Genomic DNA, 17,219 nt, shown 5'->3' with positions numbered 1-17,219 from the left:
TGCCCGGACACAAGAGGCGGAGAGGGAGGACGACGGTGCACGAGCCAGGGCCGGACACGGCAGGAGAGCGGGGCGTACGGCTGGTGTGCTTCGCGCACGCGGGAGCGGGAACCTCGGCGTTCCGCCGCTGGGACACCCTCCTGGCCGGCACGGCCCGCCCCGAGCCGAGGCCGCTGCCCGGCCGCGAAGCACGGCGCCGCGAGCTGCGGGTGACCACCCGTCAGGCCCTCCTCGCCGACCTGCACGACCTGTTCTCGCCGCAGCCGGCGGGCCCGTACGTCCTGTACGGGCACAGCCTGGGCGGACTGATCGCCTACACCCTCACCCGAGCCCTGCACGCGGCCGGGCTGCCGTTGCCGGCCCTGCTGGCCGTCGGCGCCTGCCCGCCGCCGGGCGACGCGGGCGAACTGATCTCCGCCGCCGAGGCCCCCGACCACGAACTGCTGCGGGTGCTGGAGAAGTTCGAAGCGGTGCCCGAGGACACCGTGCCGGGCGACGTGTGGCACCGGCTGGTCCTGCCGGTGCTCCGCGACGACCTGCGGCTGGCCGCCGACCTGCGCGCCGCCGCCCTCGCCCCGGCCACCGGCGGACCCGTACCGCTGCCGCTGCTGGCCGTCGGCGGCAGCACGGACGCGCTGGTGCCCACGGAGACGGTGCGCGGCTGGCGGGCCTTCACCGACGGGCGCTTCGTCCACCGCACCCTGCCCGGCGGCCACTTCTTCGTCCGCGACGACGACCTGCCACGACTGCTGGGCAGGGCCTGCCGGATCGTGGAGCGCTCCGTGCGGCACTAGCCCTGCTCCGGACACGTCCGCACCGGTGCCGGTCGAGGAAGGTTCGAGGGGTTCTCCGGGCCTCCCGGTGAACCTCGACGCAGACGCCGCAGCGGACGTCGGAAGGAGACGGGGCCGATGGCGGTTGCACGCGTGCAGCACAGAACGTACTCGGTGGACGTGGACGCCCCTGCCGGTGCGGTCTACGCGACTCTCGCCGACAGCCCCCGCTGGCCGCTGTTCCTGCGTTCGAGCATCCACGTCGAACGGCTCGACTTCGACGGGGTCCACGACCGGTTCCAGGCCTGGACCCAGCAGTACGGCACGGTCCGCTCCTGCCTGGTCCGCCGCACCCTCGACGCCGGGGCCCGGCGCATCGACTTCCACCACGAGGCGCCCGCGGACCCGGTCCTGTCCCACACCGGAAGCTGGCGGGTCGAGACCAGGGCGGGCGGACGCTGCCGGCTCGCCCTGGACCACGACATGACCCTCGACCGGGGCAGCCCCGGGGACGCCGATGCGGCGGTGCGGGCCGCCGACGCCCGCAGCGCCGCCGAACTGGCCCGCCTTGGGGCCGTCGCCGAGCGCTGGGACCGGCTGGAGCAACTGCTGCTCTCCTTCGAGGAGTCCGTACGCATCAAGGGCCCCGCCGAACTCGTCTACTCCTTCCTGTGCTCCATCGCCGACTGGCCGGGCCGCGTCCCGCACCTGCTGAGCGCCCGGGTCGCCGAGGAGCAGCCCGGAGTGCAGCACGTCCGCACCGAGACCCGGTGCGGCGCCCGGGTGCGCAGCACCGAGACGGTCCGGGTCTGCTTCCCGCACGCCCTGCGGATCATCGCCAAGGAGACCGCGCCGCAGGAGCCGTTCCAGGCGCACACCACCGAGTGGTCGGTGGTGCCCGGCGAACGGGACGTCACCGCCTTCGCCCACCACCAGGTGCTGCTGCGCGAGGACCCGCACGTCGCCACCGCCGCGGCCCGCGCCCACGCGCGCGACCTGCTCCGGGGACAGAGCAGGGCCGTGCTGAACGGCGCCAAGCGGCACGCGGAAACAGCGGTCCGCACCCTGTGAACCGGCCACCCCTCACCACCCCCCGGCCGGGGCGCCCCGAAGGCGGCGCACGGCCCCTGGCGGCCGCACGACAGCGCGCGGCCCGGCTCGAAGCCCTCCTCGGCGACCCCCGCGACCCGGCCAACCCGCACTCGCAGGCCGCCCTCGCCGCCGCGGACACCCGGGGCGTGCCCCCGGAGCCCACCGAGGCCCTGCTCGGCGAGGCGGGCGTCGGAGCCGAGTGCGTACCGGTCGCGTCCGGCGGCCTGTTCACCCGTGCCGACCTGCTCCTGGCCGCGCTGCGCCCGGTCTTCCGCCGCGACCTCGCCCTCGGCCTCGGCGCCGCACCGCTGGCCGCCGCCGCGCCCGTGTGGGCGGTGGGTGACGCCCGGCAACGACAGCGCACCGCACAACTGCTCCTGGGTGGCGGCCGGTTGACCGCCGTGCCCGGCGAACTCGCCCACGCCAACGCCCTGATCCGGGGCGGACCGAGCGCCCGCCGGGTCCGCGACGGCTGGATCCTCCACGGCCGCAAGGACCTCGTCAGGGACGCCCATCGGGCGGGCGCCTGGGTCGTCCACGCCCGCACCGCATCCGGCCCCGGCCGTTCCGTATTCCTGCTGGAACCCGGCCTGCTGCCCGTCGACGCCGTGCATACGCCGCCCAGGGCGCCCGCCTCCGGCCTGCGCGGCATCCCGCTGTCCGCCCTGGAGTTCACGCACTGCCCCCTGCCCGCGGACACCCTGCTCGGCCGCCCCGGCGACGGGACCGCGCTCGCCCTGCGCACCTTCCAGCTCGACCGCTGCCTCGTCGCGGGCGCCGCCGTCGCCGCCGCCGAGACCGTACTGCGCCTCGCCGCGCACACCGTGTTCGCCGGCCGTGACGCCCGGACGGTCCGGCGGCGGCACACCGCGCTGGCCCCGCTCTTCGCCGACCTGCTCGCCTGCGACAGCATGGCCACCGTCGCCCTGCGCGCGCTGAGCCTGCCGGCCGGCCGCACCCCCCTGACGGCCGCCGCCCTCAGCCAGGTCGTCCTGGACGTACTGCGGGAGAACCTGGAGGACCTGATCGGCGTCCTGGGCACGCACGGCCACACACCGGGCAGCGCGCACGCGGCCCGCGACAAGCTGGTCCGCGACCTGCCGCACGCGGGCCTCGGCCACACCGGCACGGCTGCCTGCCACGCCGTCATCGTCCCCCAACTGCGCGCACTGGCCGCGCACTCCTGGTTCCGGGACACCGCACCGCCACCCGCACTCTTCCGCACGGGCGCGGACTTGCCCGCGCTCAAGCACCGGCTGCCGTCGGCCGCCGACGGCGGGGACCTCCTCACCGCCGCTCTGCTCGCCTCGGTCGAACGCCTGTCCCACGCTCCGCGCGCCGACGGCGCCCGTACCGTACTGGCCGCTCTCGCCCAGGCGTTCACCGGCGAACTGCACGAACTGCGCCGTCGCTGCACGGCCCTGCCCGACGTCTTCGACCCGGCTGCCGTGGTGCTCAGCGACCGGTTCGCGCTGCTCCAGGGCGCGGCCGCGGTGCTCGGCGTCTGGGAGGCCCAGGACGGCACCGACGCCTTCCTCGCCGAGCCCGCCTGGGCGGTGCTGGCACTGTCCCGGCTGGCCAGAAGGCTGGGCCTCACCACGCCCGCACCACCCGAAAGCTGCGTGACGCAGGTCCTGGACGAACTCGCCCGCCGCGGCCGCGGCGACCGCGACTGCGCCCTGGACGGCGGCGCACCCGCGTACTGAGGAGGGAGCGGGACGTGTCCCACCGGAGCGACGTGCACCACCCGACCGAGACGCCCCACCCCAGCCAGACGCCCCACCCCGGCGCGGCCGACAGCACCACCGTGCCCGCGCCGCCCCTGCACATGCCCGGCTCCGCACCCGCCCGGTCCTGGGAGACGGTGCGCGCACGCCTGGAGCGGGAAGGACATGCCGTCGTCACCGCGACCTGGGGCGAGTGGCTGTCCGCCGCGCTCACCGACCCCGCGCTGCGCCCCCTGCTGGGCCGCGACTGGCAGCGCTACCGGCGCACCGGGAACGCGGTGGCCCGCTACCGCTTCGTCACCTCCCGGATGCTCGTCAAGCACACGGCCGCCGCGGTCCTGGACACCGACCCGGCCGCGCTGGAACTCGCGTACCGGATCGGCGGCAGGCCCTTCCTGCGCGGCTTCGACCAACTCGACGTCAGCCTCAGCCACACCGGCGACCTCCTCGTCGTCGCGGTCAGCCGCACCGGCCGGATCGGCGTGGACGCCGAACCCGTGGACCGCGAGATCCCCTTCGGCGTACTGGGGCGGCGCATGTGCACCCCCGCCGAGGCGGCCCTGCTGGCCGGGCTGACGCCCGAGCGGCAGGCGCGGGGGCTGCTGCGGCTGTGGACCCTGAAGGAGGCCTACACCAAGGCGCTCGGGCAGGGGATGCGGCTGGGGTTCACCGAGTTCGGCTTCGGCGACGACGGCGCCCCTGTCACCGCCGACGGCTCCCCGGCGCCCGGCGGCGACTGGACCTTCACCACCCACCCGGTGCTGGACGGCCGCTACCTGGTGAGCACGGCCTGCCAGGACACCGGACTGGACCCCGCCCACGACCTCACCGCCCGCACCATGCTCGACCCCGAGTTCACCGGTGCCGTGCGCACCGCCCGGCACCGGGAGCCGGGCGGGCCGCCTCGAAGGGCCCTCTAAGGCCCCTCCACCGGCACGCCGGAAGCTGGGCAGCACTACCGAGCGCCAAGTCCCCGGGACGCCCGGGGCCCAACAGGCTGGAGCAGGCACGTGACAATCTTGGTGACTGGAGCGACGGGAGCCGTGGGCCGGCTCGTGGTCGCCCGGCTCGTCGCGGCGGGTGCGTCGGTGCGCGCGATCAGCCGCACCCCGGCGACCGCCGGTCTGCCCGAACAGGTCGAGGTCTTCGAGGGCGACCTGGAGAAGCCGGAGACCCTGCGCGCCGCCCTCGACGGCGTGGAGCGCCTCTACCTCTTCCCGGTGCCCGAGGCCGCCCGCGAGGTCGTCGCCCTGGCCAAGGAGTCGGGGGTGCGCCGGATCGTCGTCCTCTCCTCCTCCTCGGTCCTGGACACCTCGGGCGACAACCACAGCGGCGAGTACCACCGCGCCGTCGAGCGCGCCGTCGAGCAGTCCGGCCTGGAGTGGACCTTCGTGCGCCCCGACGAGTTCGCCACCAACCTGCTGTGGAAGTGGGGCCACTCCATCCGCACCGAGGGCGTCGTACGGGCCCCCTACGGCAACGCGGCACGCGTACTCATCCACGAGGACGACGTCGCCGCCGTCGCCGCCACCGCCCTCCTGACGGACGGTCACACCGGGCAGGCGTACGTGCTCACCGGCCCCGAGGCCATCACCCAGGCCGACCAGGTCCGCCAGATCGCCCAGGTGCTCGGCCGCCCCCTCGCCTTCGAGGAGATCACCCCGACGCAGGCGCGCAAGGCCATGGGCCGGGCCATGCCCCAGCCGGTGGTCGAGATGGTGCTGGGCTACCTCGCCGACGCCGTGGACCACCCGCCCGTGCCCAAGGACACCGTCGAGCGGGTCACCGGCCGCCCGGCGCTGACCTTCGCCCGCTGGGTCGCCGACCACGCCGCCGACTTCGCGGCGGAGCAGGCCGCCGGCCACGCCGCCGACCGCGCCCCGCAGCCGACGGGCGGTGCGGCATGAGCGCGGCACCCGCCGAGCGCCCCGCGACCGGCGGACCCGGCACGTCGGGCACCGCCACCGCCAACCTCCTGGTCCGGATGACCGGCAGCGGAACGCCCGAGGAGCACATCCAGACCGAGACGGGCCCCCGGCCCGCGGCCGCCAAGGGCGGTGTCGTGGTCGCCGTGGAAGCGGCCGGGGTGTCCTTCGCCGAGGTCCAGATGCTCCAGCACCTCCACCCGTTCCCGCCGCGCTTCCCCTTCGTGCCCGGCTACGACCTCGTCGGGCGGATCGTCGAGGTCGGCCCCGGCGTCACCGGCTGGAAGACCGGCGACCGCGTCGCCGCGATGCCCCGCACGGGCTCCTGGCAGCGCTACGTCGCCCTGCCGGCCAAGGACCTGACCGAGGTCCCGGAGGAACTCGACGCGGACGTGGCCGTGGCCCTGGTCGCCAACGGGGTCACCGCCTACCAGATGCTGCACCGGCTCACCCGATTGCGCCCCGGCCAGACCGTTCTGGTGCACGGGGCGAGCGGAGGCGTGGGCGCCCTGCTCACCCAGCTCGCCGTCCACCACGGGCTGCGGGTCGTCGCCACCGCGTCCGCCGCCAAGCACGACGCCGTACGCCAACTGGGCGCGGAGCCGCTCGACTACCGCACCCCCGACCTCGCCGCCCAGGTGCGCGCGCTGGTCCCCGGCGGCGTCGACGCCGTCTTCGACCACATCGGCGGCCGGGGACTCGACGCAGGCTGGTCGATGCTCGCCCGCGGCGGCACCCTGGTCTCCTTCGACTCCTCGGTGGCCGGATACCGGCCCGGCCAGTGGTTCCGGCCGCACGTCCCGGCCCTGCGCCGCACCGTGGCCCGCTTCTTCGCCCGCCACCTGGGGCTGACCGGCGGCCGCCGGATGAGCATGTACTACGTCAAACCCGGCGCCGCCTTCAGCGCCGACTACACCGAGCTGTGCCGGCTCGCCACGGCGGGCGTCCTGACCCCGCGCATCGCGGGCCGCCACCCGCTGGAGCACACCGCCCGCGCGGTGCGCGCCCTGCTGGACGGCACCAGCATCGGCAAACACGTCCTGACCCCCGGGCCGACGACCGCGCCCTGAGCCACCGACCCGCAGCAGACGACGAGGGGAACAACCCACCATGACCGCACCGGTGAAAGAGCGTCCCGCCGCATCCGGCGTGCAGGAACGCAACAAGGAGATCGCGCTCGCCTGCGCCGCCGCCTGGAACCGCTGGGAACTGGACGGCATCTTCACGCACTGGTCCCCGGACATCCGGCACTACTCCGAGGACCGCCCGGTCGACACCGAGCAGATGGCCGCCGCCATGCGAGGGGGCCTCGCCGCCTTCCCCGACCTGCACCTGGACGTACGGTCCATCGTCGCCGAGGGCGACCGCGTCATCCTCCGCATCACGGTGACCGCCACCCACCTCGGCGAGTTCCTCGGCAAGGCCCCGACGGGCAAGAAGGTGTCCTGGTTCATGCTGGAGGAACTCCAGTTCAACGACGCCGGGCAGATCATCGAGCACCACGACGTCTTCAACTACCTGCCGATGCTCAAGGAGCTGGGGCTCGTCGCCGCCGACGTCCTGTGACCGCAGAAGGGCCCGTGCCGCAACCCCGGGGGTTCGCGGCACGGGCCCTTCCACGCGGCCCCTCGGGAGCCTCAGGCCAGGTCGTCGCGGGCGACCGTACGGGCCGACACCTTGAGCCCGCCGTCCGCGTCCCGCACCAGGACGTCCTCGCAGACGCACACCCGGTGCACCCGGGAAGCGCCGCCGATGTCCGAGACGTACACGATCGCGTACGAGCGGACGTCCACCGCGCCGTCGGGGCGCGGCCGCACGTCCAGCATCCCCAGAAAGTGCCGGTGGCGCTGACCGGCCGCGGCGAGCTCGGCGTGACTGCGGGTGGTGGCCGCCACCAGAGCGGCCCGGCCCCGCGCGGGCTCGGGCAGCGTCGGTACGGCGAAGGTCGCGTCCTCGGTGAAGGTGTCGGCCCAGCCCTGTGCCTCGGCGAGGTCGAGGAGCTGCATCTGGTGGGCGTAGAACTGCTGCACCTCGGCGTGGAGCGCGGCACTCCAGGCGGCGGCTGCGGGGGCTGCGGGTGCGAGGTCGGGCGCGGTGGTCATGGGTTCTCCCTCTCGGTCCTTGACTGCCCCCATGCTGTGCGCCGCGGGTCGCACCCCCTTGGAGGATCCCTCGACCGGCGACCGCGCGCACCGGGCGGGGCCCGCCCTCCAGCCGCCTTCCGCCCGGCCTCCAGCGGGTCCGGGGACCGTCGAAGCCGCCAAGCAGAGCAGAGAAGGGTGGAACAGGTGTCCGCTGAGAAGGTGCACCGCACGTCGCACGAAGTGGAGATCGCCGCGCCCGCGGGAGTCGTCTACGGGATCATCGCGGACACGGGGAAGTGGCCGCTGTACTTCCCCCCGAACATTCACGTCGAACGCCTGGAGGGCACGGACCCCGACGGCGCACAGGGCGGCGGGGGCACGGAGCGGCTGCGGATGTGGGCCACCGCCAACGGCACGGTGAAGACGTGGACCTCGCGCCGCGAACTGGACCCGGGCCGGCGCCGCATCGAGTTCCGCCAGGAGATCCCGGCCGCGCCGCTGACCGGCATGGGCGGCACCTGGATCGTCGAGGAGACCGGCGAGCTCGCCACCCGGCTGACGCTGCTGCACGACTTCACCGTGGCCGACGACCGCGCCGAGGACGTCGAGTGGGTGCAGCGCGCCACCGACACCAACAGCACCTCGGAACTGGACCGCCTCAAGGCGCTCGCCGAACGCTGGCGCGAACTCGACGACCTGGTGCTGTCCTTCGAGGACTCGGTGCACGTCGAAGGGCCGGCCGAGCGCGTCTACGACTTCCTGTACCGGGTGGGCGACTGGCCCGAGCGCGTACCCCACGTGGACCGCCTGGACCTGGTCGAGGAGACGCCGGGGGTGCAGGTCATGTCGATGGACACCCGCACGGCCGACGGCTCGGTGCACACCACCGAATCGGTGCGCGTCTGCTTCCCCGAGGCAGGGCGCATCGTCTACAAGCAGACCGCGACGCCCGCGCTGATGGCCGCCCACACCGGCGAATGGTCCCTGCGCCCCGAGGGGACCGGTGTGAAGGTCACCTCGCAGCACAGCGTCGTCCTGCGGCCGGAGAACATCGAGCGGATCCTGGGGCCCGAGGCGGACGTCGCCGCCGCCCGCCGCTACGTCCGCGAGGCGCTGGGCCGCAACTCCGGCGCCACCCTCGCGCTCGCCAAGGAGTTCGCGCAGAACGCCACCGCGACGCGTTGAGACGCGGTGCGCGTCGGGCCGTGACCCGGCGGTACGGCTGCTCTGACCCACTGGACCGGGTTCCCCCGCGGCAGCGATCCGCGCTGCCGCCGTGACCTCTGGAGGACAACTGTGAAGGAAAGCCGATGAGGCGGGTCGTGATTACCGGAATCGGCGTGGTCGCACCCGGCGGCGTGGGCACCAAGGAGTTCTGGTCGGTCCTCACCTCCGGCCGCACCGCCACCCGGGGCATCACCTTGTTCGACCCGGCGCAGTTCCGTTCCCGTATCGCCGCGGAGGCGGACTTCGAGCCCGCCGACCACGGATTCACCCCCGCCGAGGCCGAACGACTGGACCGGGCCACCCAGTTCGCCCTGGTCAGCACGGCGGAAGCACTCGCCGACAGCGGGCTGACCGGCGAACTCGACGCGCTGCGCACCGGCGTCACCCTGGGCAGCGCGGTCGGCTGCACCACCGGCCTGGACGTGCAGTACGCACAGGTCAGCCGAGGCGGCGCGGACTGGGTCCTGGACCACACCCGGGCCGTACCGCACCTCTTCGACTACTTCGTGCCCAGCTCCATGGCGGCCGAAGTGGCCCGGCTGGCCGGGGCCCAGGGACCGGTGTCCCTGGTGTCCACCGGCTGCACCTCGGGCCTGGACTCCGTCGGCCACGCCGTGGAACTGATCCGCGAAGGCAGCGCCGACGTCATGATCACCGGCGCCACCGAGGCGCCGATCTCCCCGATCACCGTGGCCTGCTTCGACGCGATCAAGGCCACCAGCCCGCGCAACGACGAACCCGGGACCGCCTCGCGGCCCTTCGACCGCACCCGCAACGGGTTCGTGCTCGGCGAGGGGGCCGCCGTCCTGGTCGTCGAGGAGCTGGAGCACGCCCGCCGCCGCGGGGCACAGGTCTACGCCGAGATATCCGGCTTCGCCAGCCGCAGCAACGCCTACCACATGACCGGACTGCGCACGGACGGCGTGGAGATGGCCGAGGCCATCACCGCGGCCCTGGACGAGGCCCGGCTCGACGCCGGCGCCGTCGACTACATCAACGCCCACGGCTCCGGCACCAAGCAGAACGACCGGCACGAGACGGCCGCCTTCAAACGCGCCCTGGGGCAGCGCGCCCACGAGGTGCCGATCAGCTCCATCAAGTCGATGATCGGCCACTCCCTGGGAGCGATCGGCTCCCTGGAAGTGGCCGCCAGCGCCCTGGCCATCGCCCACGACGTCGTGCCCCCCACCGCCAACCTGCATGAGCCCGACCCCGCGTGCGACCTGGACTACACCCCCCTGGTGGCCCGCGAACAGCCCACCGACACGGTGCTCACCGTGGGCAGCGGCTTCGGCGGATTCCAGAGCGCCATGATCCTGACCCGCCCGCACCTGGGAGTCACCGCATGAGCGACGCCACCACTCTCGACCGCCCCCGCGCGGCCCACCGGGACGCCCCCGGGCGCCCGACGGCCGTGGTCACCGGAATCGGCGTCGCCGCCCCCAACGGGCTCGGTGCCCGCGCCTGGTGGGACGCCGTCCTGCGCGGTGAGAGCGGCATCCGGCCGCTGACCCGCTTCGACGCCACGAGCTACCCGGTCCGCCTCGCGGGCGAAGTGCCCGGCTTCGTCGCCGAGGACCACGTACGCAGCAGGCTGCTCGCCCAGACCGACCAGGTGACGCGGCTCAACCTGGCGGTCGCCAAGGAGGCGCTGGACGACGCCGGGGTCGACCCGGCGGACCTGCCCGTGTACGCGGCAGGGGTGGTCACCGCGAGCTCCGCCGGCGGCTTCGAATTCGGCCAGCGCGAACTCCAGGCCCTGTGGAGCCGCGGCGGCCAGCACGTCAGCGCCTACCAGTCCTTCGCCTGGTTCTACGCCGTCAACACCGGCCAGATCTCCATCCTGCACGGGCTGCGCGGCGCCAGCGGCGTCCTGGTCACCGAACAGGCGGGCGGGCTCGACGCCGTGGCGCACGCCCGCCGCCAACTGCGCAAGGGCTCCTCGCTCGTGGTCACCGGCGGCGTCGACTCCGCCCTGTGCCCCTGGGGCTGGGTCGCCCATGTCGCCGAGGGCCGCATGAGCGCCAGCAACGACCCCGACCGTGCCTTCCTGCCCTTCTCCGCCGACGCCGACGGCTACGTACCCGGCGAGGGCGGCGCCCTCCTGGTGCTGGAGGACGCCCGCAGCGCCCGCGACCGGGGCGCCCGGGTGTACGGGTCGGTCGCCGGGTACGCCGCCACCTTCGACCCGCCCCCGGAGACAGGCGGCGCAAGGCTCGGCGCCGCGGCCGAACTCGCCCTGGCCGACGCCGGATTGGAGCCCGAGGAGGTCGATGTGGTCTTCGCCGACGCCGCGGGCGAGCGCGCCGCCGACCGCGCCGAGGCGCAGGCGATCAGCGCGCTGTTCGGCGAGCGGGGCGTACCCGTCACCGCCCCCAAGACCATGACCGGCCGGCTCTCCGCCGGAGGGTCCTCCCTCGACCTGGCGGCAGCCCTGTTCTCGCTGCGCGACCAGGTGATCCCGCCCACCACCGGCACCGACCGCCCGGCCGACGACTGCCCCCTCGACCTGGTCACCGGCGCCCCGCGCACCGGGGTCCGGCTGCGGACGGCACTGGTGCTGGCGCGCGGCCGGGGCGGGTTCAACGCCGCGGCCGTGGTCCGCGCCTGAGACAGCTTCCCCTCACCGTCGTGCACCGCACGGATTCCCGCACCCACAGAAATGAGGCATCACCATGACCCGGTTCGAACTCACCGACCTGACCGCCCTGCTGCGCGAGTCCGCGGGCGCCGACGAAGGCGTGGACCTGGACGGCGACATCACCGACGTCCCCTTCGACGACCTCGGCTACGACTCGCTGGCCCTGCTCCAGACCACGGGCCTGATCGAGCGCCAGTGGGAGGTCGTCCTGGACGAGGAGGCCGTCTCCGAGGCCCGCACGCCGGGCCAGTACCTGGAGGTCGTCAACCAGGCGCTGACCGCGCGCGCCGCCGCCTGACGCACCGGCCCCGGCCCGGGGCCCCACCCGTGCCGGGGCGCCGGGATGCAGCGGGGCTCCATCCGCTCTCCAGAGCGGATCACCACCATCGAACCCATACGACCACGCAGACACCTGCGCAGAAGACGCCAACGACGCAGACGACGCGTCCGACAAGGACTGGGGAGGGGCTGTGGGCAGCAGTGTGAACACGGCGCGGACCGCGCACACCCGGGTCGCACCCGCAGGGCACGAGTCCGGGCCCGCCGAGGGCTTCCTCGCGCACGCCCGTCGCACCCCGCACGCCACGGCCCTGGTCTGGCGCGGCGAGGAGACGGACTACGGCACCCTGCTGCACCGGGTACGCGAACAGCGCGCCCGGCTGCGCGCGACACCCGGCGACGCCCCGGTCGCGGTCCTGGCCGTGAAGTCGCCCGACACCGTCGCACTGGTCCTGGCCTGCCTGCTGGAGCACCGCACCGTCCTGCTGCCCTCGGCCACCCTCGGTGCCGACGCCCTGGAGCGGCTGTGCGCCGAAGCCGGGGTGGGCGCGGTCCTGGACGCCGCCCCGGACGTACCCCCGTCCGAGCACCCCGCGCCCGCCCGCGCACCGCAGCCCGACGGACGGCCCGCCCTGCTGCTGACCACCTCGGGCTCCACCGGAGCACCCAAGATCGTGCCGCTGCGCGCCGAGGGCATCGCCGCGTTCGTCCACTGGGCCGCCGACGCCTTCGGCATCGGGCCCGGCACCACCGTCCTCAACTACGCCCCGCTCAACTTCGACCTGTGCCTCCTCGACGTCTGGACCACCCTCGCCCACGGCGGCCGCGTCGTCCTCGTCGACGCCGAACAGGCCCTGAACGGCCCCCGCCTGCTGGAGCTGCTCGCCACCCACCGGCCCCAGGTCGTCCAGGGCGTCCCCCTGCTCTACCGGCTGCTCACCGAAGCCGCGCAGGACACCGGGCGGACACTGGCGGGCGTACGCCACGCGATCTTCACCGGCGACACCATGCCGGGCCCGCTGCTGGCCGCACTGCCGGACCTGATGCCAGGCGCCCGGCTCCACAACATCTACGGGTGCACCGAGACCAACGACAGCTTCTGGTACGAGGTGCGCGACGCCCGCGCCGAGAGCCGCGCCCCGCTCCCGCTCGGCCGCCCCCTGACCGGCGTGGAGCACTTCCTCGCCGACGAGCGGGGGAGCGTGGTCGAAGGAGCGGGCACCGGCGAACTCCTGGTCTCCACCCCCTTCCAGACCGACGGCTACCTCGGGGCGGCCGCCGCCGCCCCGGTCTTCGCCCCGCCCCCGCCCGGCAGGGGAGCACACCCGTACTTCCGCACCGGCGACCTGGTGCGCCGGCACCCGGACGGCACCCTCACCCTCGAAGGGCGCACCGACCACCAGGTCAAGGTGCGCGGAGTCCGGGTCAACGCCCAGGAGGTGGAGAGCGTCCTGCTCGCCCACCCCCACGTCACCGAGGCGGCCGTCCTGGCCGTGCCGGACGCCGGCGCCGGACACCTGCTGCACGCCGTCGTGCGGCGCGCCGCCGGCTCCGGCCTCCACAGCCTGACGCTGCGCGGGCACCTGGCCCGTCGGCTGCCGCGCGCGGCCGTTCCCACGGCCCTGCGCATCACCGACGACCCCCTGCCCAGGACCTCGACCGGCAAGGTCGACCGCGCTCTCGCCGTCCGGGCCCCTCTCACCAAGGAGAACTGACCATGTCCCATGCCCAGGCAGTGAAGGCGTTCATCGTCGAGGAGTTCCTGCCCGACGTGCCCGCGGCCGAACTGGCCGACGACTACGACCTCCTGGAGAACGGAGTCGTCGACAGCCTCGGACTGCTCAAGGTGATCGCCTGGCTGGAGGACCGCTACGGCATCGACGCCGACACCGTCGACCTCGACCCGGACTCCTTCACCACCGTCGCGGCGATCACCGCGTTCGTCGAGCGGTTCGCACCCCGCAGCGCGGGGGCCGTGTAGCCATGCACGAGGCCGTCGTCTCGCTCATCGGCCGCGTCCCCGTGGAACTGCCGGTGTGGCGGTCGTTCTGGGGCCGGCTGCACAGCGGTGGTCTGCTGCGCGGGGAGGCCGCGGCCCTCCTCGCCTCGCTGTCCACCGAGATGCCCGGCCGGGAGACCCTGCACGCGCTGCTGGCGTCGCTGGACGAGCGCCGGACCCCGGCGCCCGCCGGCGACTTCACCGGAGCCGTCAACATCGTCGGCACCGGCGGCGGCCTTGCCACCTTCAACATCTCCACGGCGGCGGCCCTCGTCGCCGCCGCCACGGGCGTCCCCGTCGTCAAGACCGGCTCCCGGGCGTACACGAGCCGCTGCGGCTCCCTGGATCTGCTCACCCGGCTCGGCATCACACCGACGACCTCCCACGCGCAGACCCACGCGGTCCTTGAGCACTGCGGCATCGCCTTCGCGGGCCTGTTCGTCTACCCGCCGGAGATCGCCCTGCTCGCACGGGCCGTGGCACCGCTCGACCTCCGCGCCCTCGGTCCCTTCGTCAACACCCTCGGGCCCTTCCTCGCGGGCACCCCCACGGGCGCACAGGTCACCGGTGTCGCCCGGCCCCGGCACCTGGAGGGGCTCGGGCACGCCGCCGCGTACGCCTCGCGCGCCGGCCGGACCGTATGGCTGGCCGTCAACGACGCCGGTGCCGACGAACTGCTCGCCTTCACCGCCAACACCGTCCACGCCTACGAGGACGGGGCGCACACGGAGTTCACGCTCAGCCCCCGGCCGCTCGGGCTGGGCGGCGGAGACCCGGCCGACCTCGCCGTGCCCGACGGCGGAGTGGAGGGCAGCGCCGCCCTCTTCCTGGAGGTGCTCGCCGGGCGGGGCAACGCGACCGCGCACCGGACGGTCTGCCTCAACGCCGCGGCGCTCGCCGTGGCCGGCCGGCGGACCGGCGACTGGCACCAGGCCCTGGCCGCCGCCGACGACGCCCTGCGGAGCGGCGCCGCCCTCGACCGGCTGGAGCGCCTGCGGTCCCTGGAGGCCGCACATGCCTGACAACCCCGGGACCCCCGTCCTGCCGGTCGCGGCCCGGCCGGGCACCGCCCCGCACACCGCGGCCCCCCACGCCCGGCCCGGATTCTTCGCCGGGCGCGGGCCGGAGCGGCCGGGACTCGCCGTGTTCGCGAACGCGGGCGACCCCCCGCTGGCCCGGCTGCCCGAACTCGTCGCGATGCTCGACGAACAGGGCGTCGACTGCCTGGAACTCGCCGTCCCCTTCCCCCACTCGCCCACCGACGGGCCGGTGATCCGCCGCTCCGCACAGCGGGCACTGGCCGGCGGGGCCACCCTCGCGGCCGTGCTCGACGCCGTCGCCGCCGTCCGGCCCGGCCTGCGCCGCCTGCGCATCGCGCTGCTCGCCGACTGGAGCCACAGCGTCAAGGGCAGCGGCCTCGGGGAGTTCCACCGGGCCGTGGCCGACGCGGGCTGCGACGCGCTGCTGCTGCACGGACTGCCGCCCCGGCTGCGCGCCGCCCACGTCGAGTCCGCACACCACGCGGGGCTGCCGCTCGTCACCACCTGCTACGCCGTCTCCAGCCCGCAGACCGTGTCCGCCGCCGCCCGCGAGGCCTCCGCGTACGTCTACCTGGTCGCCCACTACGGCCGCAGCGGTACGCCCGCCACGGCCGGGCCCGGTCAACTGGCCGCCGCCCTCGCCGCGTTGCGCGCCCAGACCGCCCTGCCGGTCGCCGTCGGCTTCGGCGTGCGCACCGCCGGGGACATCGCCGCGCTCGGCCGCACCGGCGCGGACGCGGCGGTCGTCGGCAGCGCCGGCGTCGCCCGGATCGAACAAGCCACCCATGAGGGGCGCGACCCCGTCGAGGAGTTCGCCTCCTTCGTACGGGACCTGCGCCGCCCGTCCGTCTGACCCGTCCGCGAAAGGAAGCCCGTCATGATCATCCGTAAGCACGACGACGTCCGCAGTGTCGACTGGGGCAACGGCACCAGCCGCCGTTTCCTCACCGCCTCCGACGGTCTCGGCTACACCGTCACCGACACGGTCGTGCGGGCCGGCACCAAGTCCCGCCTGGAGTACCGCCGTCACCTGGAGGCCTGCTACTGCATCGGCGGCAGCGGCGAGGTCGTCGACACCTCGGGCGACTCGCACCCCATCACCCCGGGCACCCTCTACGCCCTCGACAAGCACGACGCGCACTGGCTGATCGCCAGCCCGCACGAGGACCTGCGCCTGGTCTGCGTGTTCACCCCGGCACTGCGGGGCGACGAAGTCCACAACCTCGACGCACCCGAGTTCTCCCAGTACTGATGACGACGTGGAGCCAGGACCAGCAGCGGCTGAGGGCGAGCCTCCAGCCGCTGCTGGGCAAGATCAGCGACGGACACGTCGAACGCGACTCCCGGGCGGACTTCCCCCGGGAGCAGTGGGACCTGCTGCGCGCCAGCGGCATCCTCGGCCTGCCCTTCGAGGAGGGCCTCGGCGGACTCGGCCAGGACCTGCTCACCACCGTCTACGTACTGGAGGGGCTGGGCCAGGGCTGCCGCGACGCCGGACTCAACTTCTCCGTGACCAGCCACATGGTCAGCACCGGCGTCCCCCTGCAGCGCTTCGGCTCGCAGGAACTCAAGGAGCGCTACCTGCCGCGGCTGTGCACCGGGGAACTCATCGGCGCCCATGCCATCACCGAGCCGGACAGCGGCTCCGACGCCCTGGCCATGCGCACCAGAGCGGTGCGCGACGGGGACTCTTTCGTCCTGAACGGCAGCAAGGCATTCGTCAGCAACGGGCCCGTCGCCGACCTGATCACCGTCTACGCCCGGACCAGCGACCGTCCGGGCCCGCTCAGCATCACCGCCTTCCTGCTGGACCGCGACACCCCGGGCCTGTCCTTCGGCAGGCCGATCCCCAAGATGGGGCTGCGCACCTCCCCGCTGGGCGAGCTGTTCCTCGACGACTGCCGCGTCCCCGCCTCGCGGGTGCTCGGCCGGACGGGGGGCGGCTTCCTGGTCCTGGACCATGTGATGCGCTGGGAAATCCTGTGCTCCTTCGCCGTCAACACCGGGGAGATGCGCGACCGGCTGGAGCGCTGCCTCGACTACGCCCGCACCCGTACCCAGTTCGGCCGGCCGATCGGCTCCCACCAGGCCGTCTCGCACCGGCTCGTCGACATGGAGATCGGCCTGGAGAGCGCCCGCCACTGGCTGTTCAGCGCCGCGCGCAAGCTCGCCGCGGGCGAGAACGCCGCCAAGGAGGTGGCCATCGCCAAGCTCGTCGTCAGCGAGGCGAACGTCGCCTCCGCACTCGGCGCCGTACAGATCTTCGGCGGCAACGGCTACATGGCCGAGTACGGCATCGAGAAGGAGCTGCGCAACTCCGTCGCCTCCACCATCTACTCCGGCACCTCCGAGATCCAGCGCAACCGCATCGCCTCGATGCTCGGCCTGTGACACCCGTACGGCTGCACCGCTGATCCGACAGAAACGGATGA

General features: G+C 74.3%; 18 protein-coding genes. 17 read left to right on the top strand and 1 reads right to left on the bottom strand.

Annotation, left to right across the window (positions count from 1 at the left end; genetic code table 11):
- The first annotated feature begins 35 nt into the window (after positions 1-35).
- The 7 genes from ACZ56L_RS33540 to ACZ56L_RS33510 all read left to right on the top strand — a co-directional run bounded on the left by ACZ56L_RS33540 (position 36) and on the right by ACZ56L_RS33510 (position 7,083).
- Entirely contained in the window at positions 36-794 is a 759-nt protein-coding gene (locus ACZ56L_RS33540) for a thioesterase II family protein (RefSeq protein WP_345219953.1), read from the top strand.
- Positions 795-911: 117 nt separating this feature from the next.
- On the top strand, positions 912-1,844 hold the full coding sequence (locus ACZ56L_RS33535) for an aromatase/cyclase (protein WP_471068590.1): 933 nt from the start codon (positions 912-914) through the stop codon (positions 1,842-1,844).
- Positions 1,841-3,571, top strand: a complete 1,731-nt coding sequence (locus ACZ56L_RS33530) for an acyl-CoA dehydrogenase family protein (protein ID WP_468692558.1) — start codon at positions 1,841-1,843, stop codon at positions 3,569-3,571. The genes ACZ56L_RS33535 and ACZ56L_RS33530 overlap by 4 nt, the downstream gene beginning before the upstream one ends.
- Positions 3,572-3,585: 14 nt before the next feature.
- Complete coding sequence (locus ACZ56L_RS33525) at positions 3,586-4,512, top strand: 4'-phosphopantetheinyl transferase family protein (protein WP_468692560.1); 927 nt, start codon at positions 3,586-3,588, stop codon at positions 4,510-4,512.
- 90 nt (positions 4,513-4,602) lie between these two features.
- Complete coding sequence (locus tag ACZ56L_RS33520; protein ID WP_468692562.1) at positions 4,603-5,499, top strand: NAD(P)H-binding protein; 897 nt, start codon at positions 4,603-4,605, stop codon at positions 5,497-5,499.
- Positions 5,496-6,587 (top strand): zinc-binding dehydrogenase, encoded by a 1,092-nt coding sequence (locus tag ACZ56L_RS33515; protein ID WP_345219948.1) that lies wholly within the window; start codon positions 5,496-5,498, stop codon positions 6,585-6,587. The genes ACZ56L_RS33520 and ACZ56L_RS33515 overlap by 4 nt, the downstream gene beginning before the upstream one ends.
- A 40-nt stretch (positions 6,588-6,627) precedes the next feature.
- The gene (locus ACZ56L_RS33510; protein WP_345219947.1) at positions 6,628-7,083 is read left to right on the top strand and encodes an ester cyclase; all 456 of its coding nucleotides are present in this window, start codon (positions 6,628-6,630) and stop codon (positions 7,081-7,083) included.
- A gap of 71 nt (positions 7,084-7,154) precedes the next feature.
- Here ACZ56L_RS33510 and ACZ56L_RS33505 read toward each other — a convergent pair whose 3' ends face one another.
- On the bottom strand, positions 7,155-7,619 hold the full coding sequence (locus tag ACZ56L_RS33505; RefSeq protein WP_345219946.1) for a nuclear transport factor 2 family protein: 465 nt from the start codon (positions 7,617-7,619) through the stop codon (positions 7,155-7,157).
- Between the two features lie 186 nt (positions 7,620-7,805).
- Here ACZ56L_RS33505 and ACZ56L_RS33500 point away from each other — a divergent pair, with 186 nt between their 5' ends.
- From ACZ56L_RS33500 to ACZ56L_RS33455, 10 genes are all read left to right on the top strand, one after another.
- On the top strand, positions 7,806-8,786 hold the full coding sequence (locus ACZ56L_RS33500) for an aromatase/cyclase (RefSeq protein WP_468692566.1): 981 nt from the start codon (positions 7,806-7,808) through the stop codon (positions 8,784-8,786).
- 125 nt (positions 8,787-8,911) lie between these two features.
- Complete coding sequence (locus tag ACZ56L_RS33495) at positions 8,912-10,177, top strand: beta-ketoacyl-[acyl-carrier-protein] synthase family protein (protein ID WP_345219944.1); 1,266 nt, start codon at positions 8,912-8,914, stop codon at positions 10,175-10,177.
- Positions 10,174-11,439, top strand: a complete 1,266-nt coding sequence (locus tag ACZ56L_RS33490; RefSeq protein ID WP_471068581.1) for a ketosynthase chain-length factor — start codon at positions 10,174-10,176, stop codon at positions 11,437-11,439. The genes ACZ56L_RS33495 and ACZ56L_RS33490 overlap by 4 nt, the downstream gene beginning before the upstream one ends.
- 64 nt (positions 11,440-11,503) lie before the next feature.
- A complete protein-coding gene (locus ACZ56L_RS33485) occupies positions 11,504-11,767 on the top strand; it encodes an acyl carrier protein (RefSeq protein ID WP_345219942.1) in 264 nt (87 codons plus the stop codon).
- A 172-nt stretch (positions 11,768-11,939) separates the two neighbouring features.
- Positions 11,940-13,463 (top strand): AMP-binding protein, encoded by a 1,524-nt coding sequence (locus ACZ56L_RS33480; RefSeq protein WP_345219941.1) that lies wholly within the window; start codon positions 11,940-11,942, stop codon positions 13,461-13,463.
- A 2-nt stretch (positions 13,464-13,465) separates the two neighbouring features.
- Positions 13,466-13,729 (top strand): acyl carrier protein, encoded by a 264-nt coding sequence (locus ACZ56L_RS33475; RefSeq protein WP_345219940.1) that lies wholly within the window; start codon positions 13,466-13,468, stop codon positions 13,727-13,729.
- Positions 13,730-13,731: 2 nt separating this feature from the next.
- On the top strand, positions 13,732-14,769 hold the full coding sequence (locus tag ACZ56L_RS33470) for an anthranilate phosphoribosyltransferase (RefSeq protein WP_471068576.1): 1,038 nt from the start codon (positions 13,732-13,734) through the stop codon (positions 14,767-14,769).
- On the top strand, positions 14,762-15,640 hold the full coding sequence (gene trpA / locus ACZ56L_RS33465) for a tryptophan synthase subunit alpha (RefSeq protein WP_401764598.1): 879 nt from the start codon (positions 14,762-14,764) through the stop codon (positions 15,638-15,640). Before ACZ56L_RS33470 ends, trpA begins: the two co-directional genes overlap by 8 nt.
- 24 nt (positions 15,641-15,664) lie before the next feature.
- Positions 15,665-16,039, top strand: a complete 375-nt coding sequence (locus ACZ56L_RS33460) for an ectoine synthase (RefSeq protein ID WP_345219937.1) — start codon at positions 15,665-15,667, stop codon at positions 16,037-16,039.
- On the top strand, positions 16,039-17,178 hold the full coding sequence (locus ACZ56L_RS33455; RefSeq protein WP_468692577.1) for an acyl-CoA dehydrogenase family protein: 1,140 nt from the start codon (positions 16,039-16,041) through the stop codon (positions 17,176-17,178). The genes ACZ56L_RS33460 and ACZ56L_RS33455 overlap by 1 nt, the downstream gene beginning before the upstream one ends.
- Positions 17,179-17,219: the final 41 nt, after the last annotated feature.

The organism is Streptomyces sp. NPDC039736, from assembly GCF_055596485.1.
The sequence above is the reverse complement of the archived record's forward strand: the minus strand, read 5'-3'. Positions and strand labels throughout refer to the sequence as shown.

Excerpts from the sequence above, each read along its gene's own strand:
- ACZ56L_RS33535 (WP_471068590.1), top strand. The coding sequence starts at position 912 with ATGGCGGTTGCACGCGTGCAGCACAGAACGTACTCGGTGGACGTGGAC.
- ACZ56L_RS33515 (WP_345219948.1), top strand. The coding sequence starts at position 5,496 with ATGAGCGCGGCACCCGCCGAGCGCCCCGCGACCGGCGGACCCGGCACG.
- ACZ56L_RS33510 (WP_345219947.1), top strand. The coding sequence starts at position 6,628 with ATGACCGCACCGGTGAAAGAGCGTCCCGCCGCATCCGGCGTGCAGGAA.
- ACZ56L_RS33505 (WP_345219946.1), bottom strand. The coding sequence starts at position 7,619 with ATGACCACCGCGCCCGACCTCGCACCCGCAGCCCCCGCAGCCGCCGCC.
- ACZ56L_RS33495 (WP_345219944.1), top strand. The coding sequence starts at position 8,912 with ATGAGGCGGGTCGTGATTACCGGAATCGGCGTGGTCGCACCCGGCGGC.
- ACZ56L_RS33490 (WP_471068581.1), top strand. The coding sequence starts at position 10,174 with ATGAGCGACGCCACCACTCTCGACCGCCCCCGCGCGGCCCACCGGGAC.
- ACZ56L_RS33485 (WP_345219942.1), top strand. The coding sequence starts at position 11,504 with ATGACCCGGTTCGAACTCACCGACCTGACCGCCCTGCTGCGCGAGTCC.
- ACZ56L_RS33475 (WP_345219940.1), top strand. The coding sequence starts at position 13,466 with ATGTCCCATGCCCAGGCAGTGAAGGCGTTCATCGTCGAGGAGTTCCTG.
- ACZ56L_RS33470 (WP_471068576.1), top strand. The coding sequence starts at position 13,732 with ATGCACGAGGCCGTCGTCTCGCTCATCGGCCGCGTCCCCGTGGAACTG.
- trpA (WP_401764598.1), top strand. The coding sequence starts at position 14,762 with ATGCCTGACAACCCCGGGACCCCCGTCCTGCCGGTCGCGGCCCGGCCG.
- ACZ56L_RS33460 (WP_345219937.1), top strand. The coding sequence starts at position 15,665 with ATGATCATCCGTAAGCACGACGACGTCCGCAGTGTCGACTGGGGCAAC.
- ACZ56L_RS33455 (WP_468692577.1), top strand. The coding sequence starts at position 16,039 with ATGACGACGTGGAGCCAGGACCAGCAGCGGCTGAGGGCGAGCCTCCAG.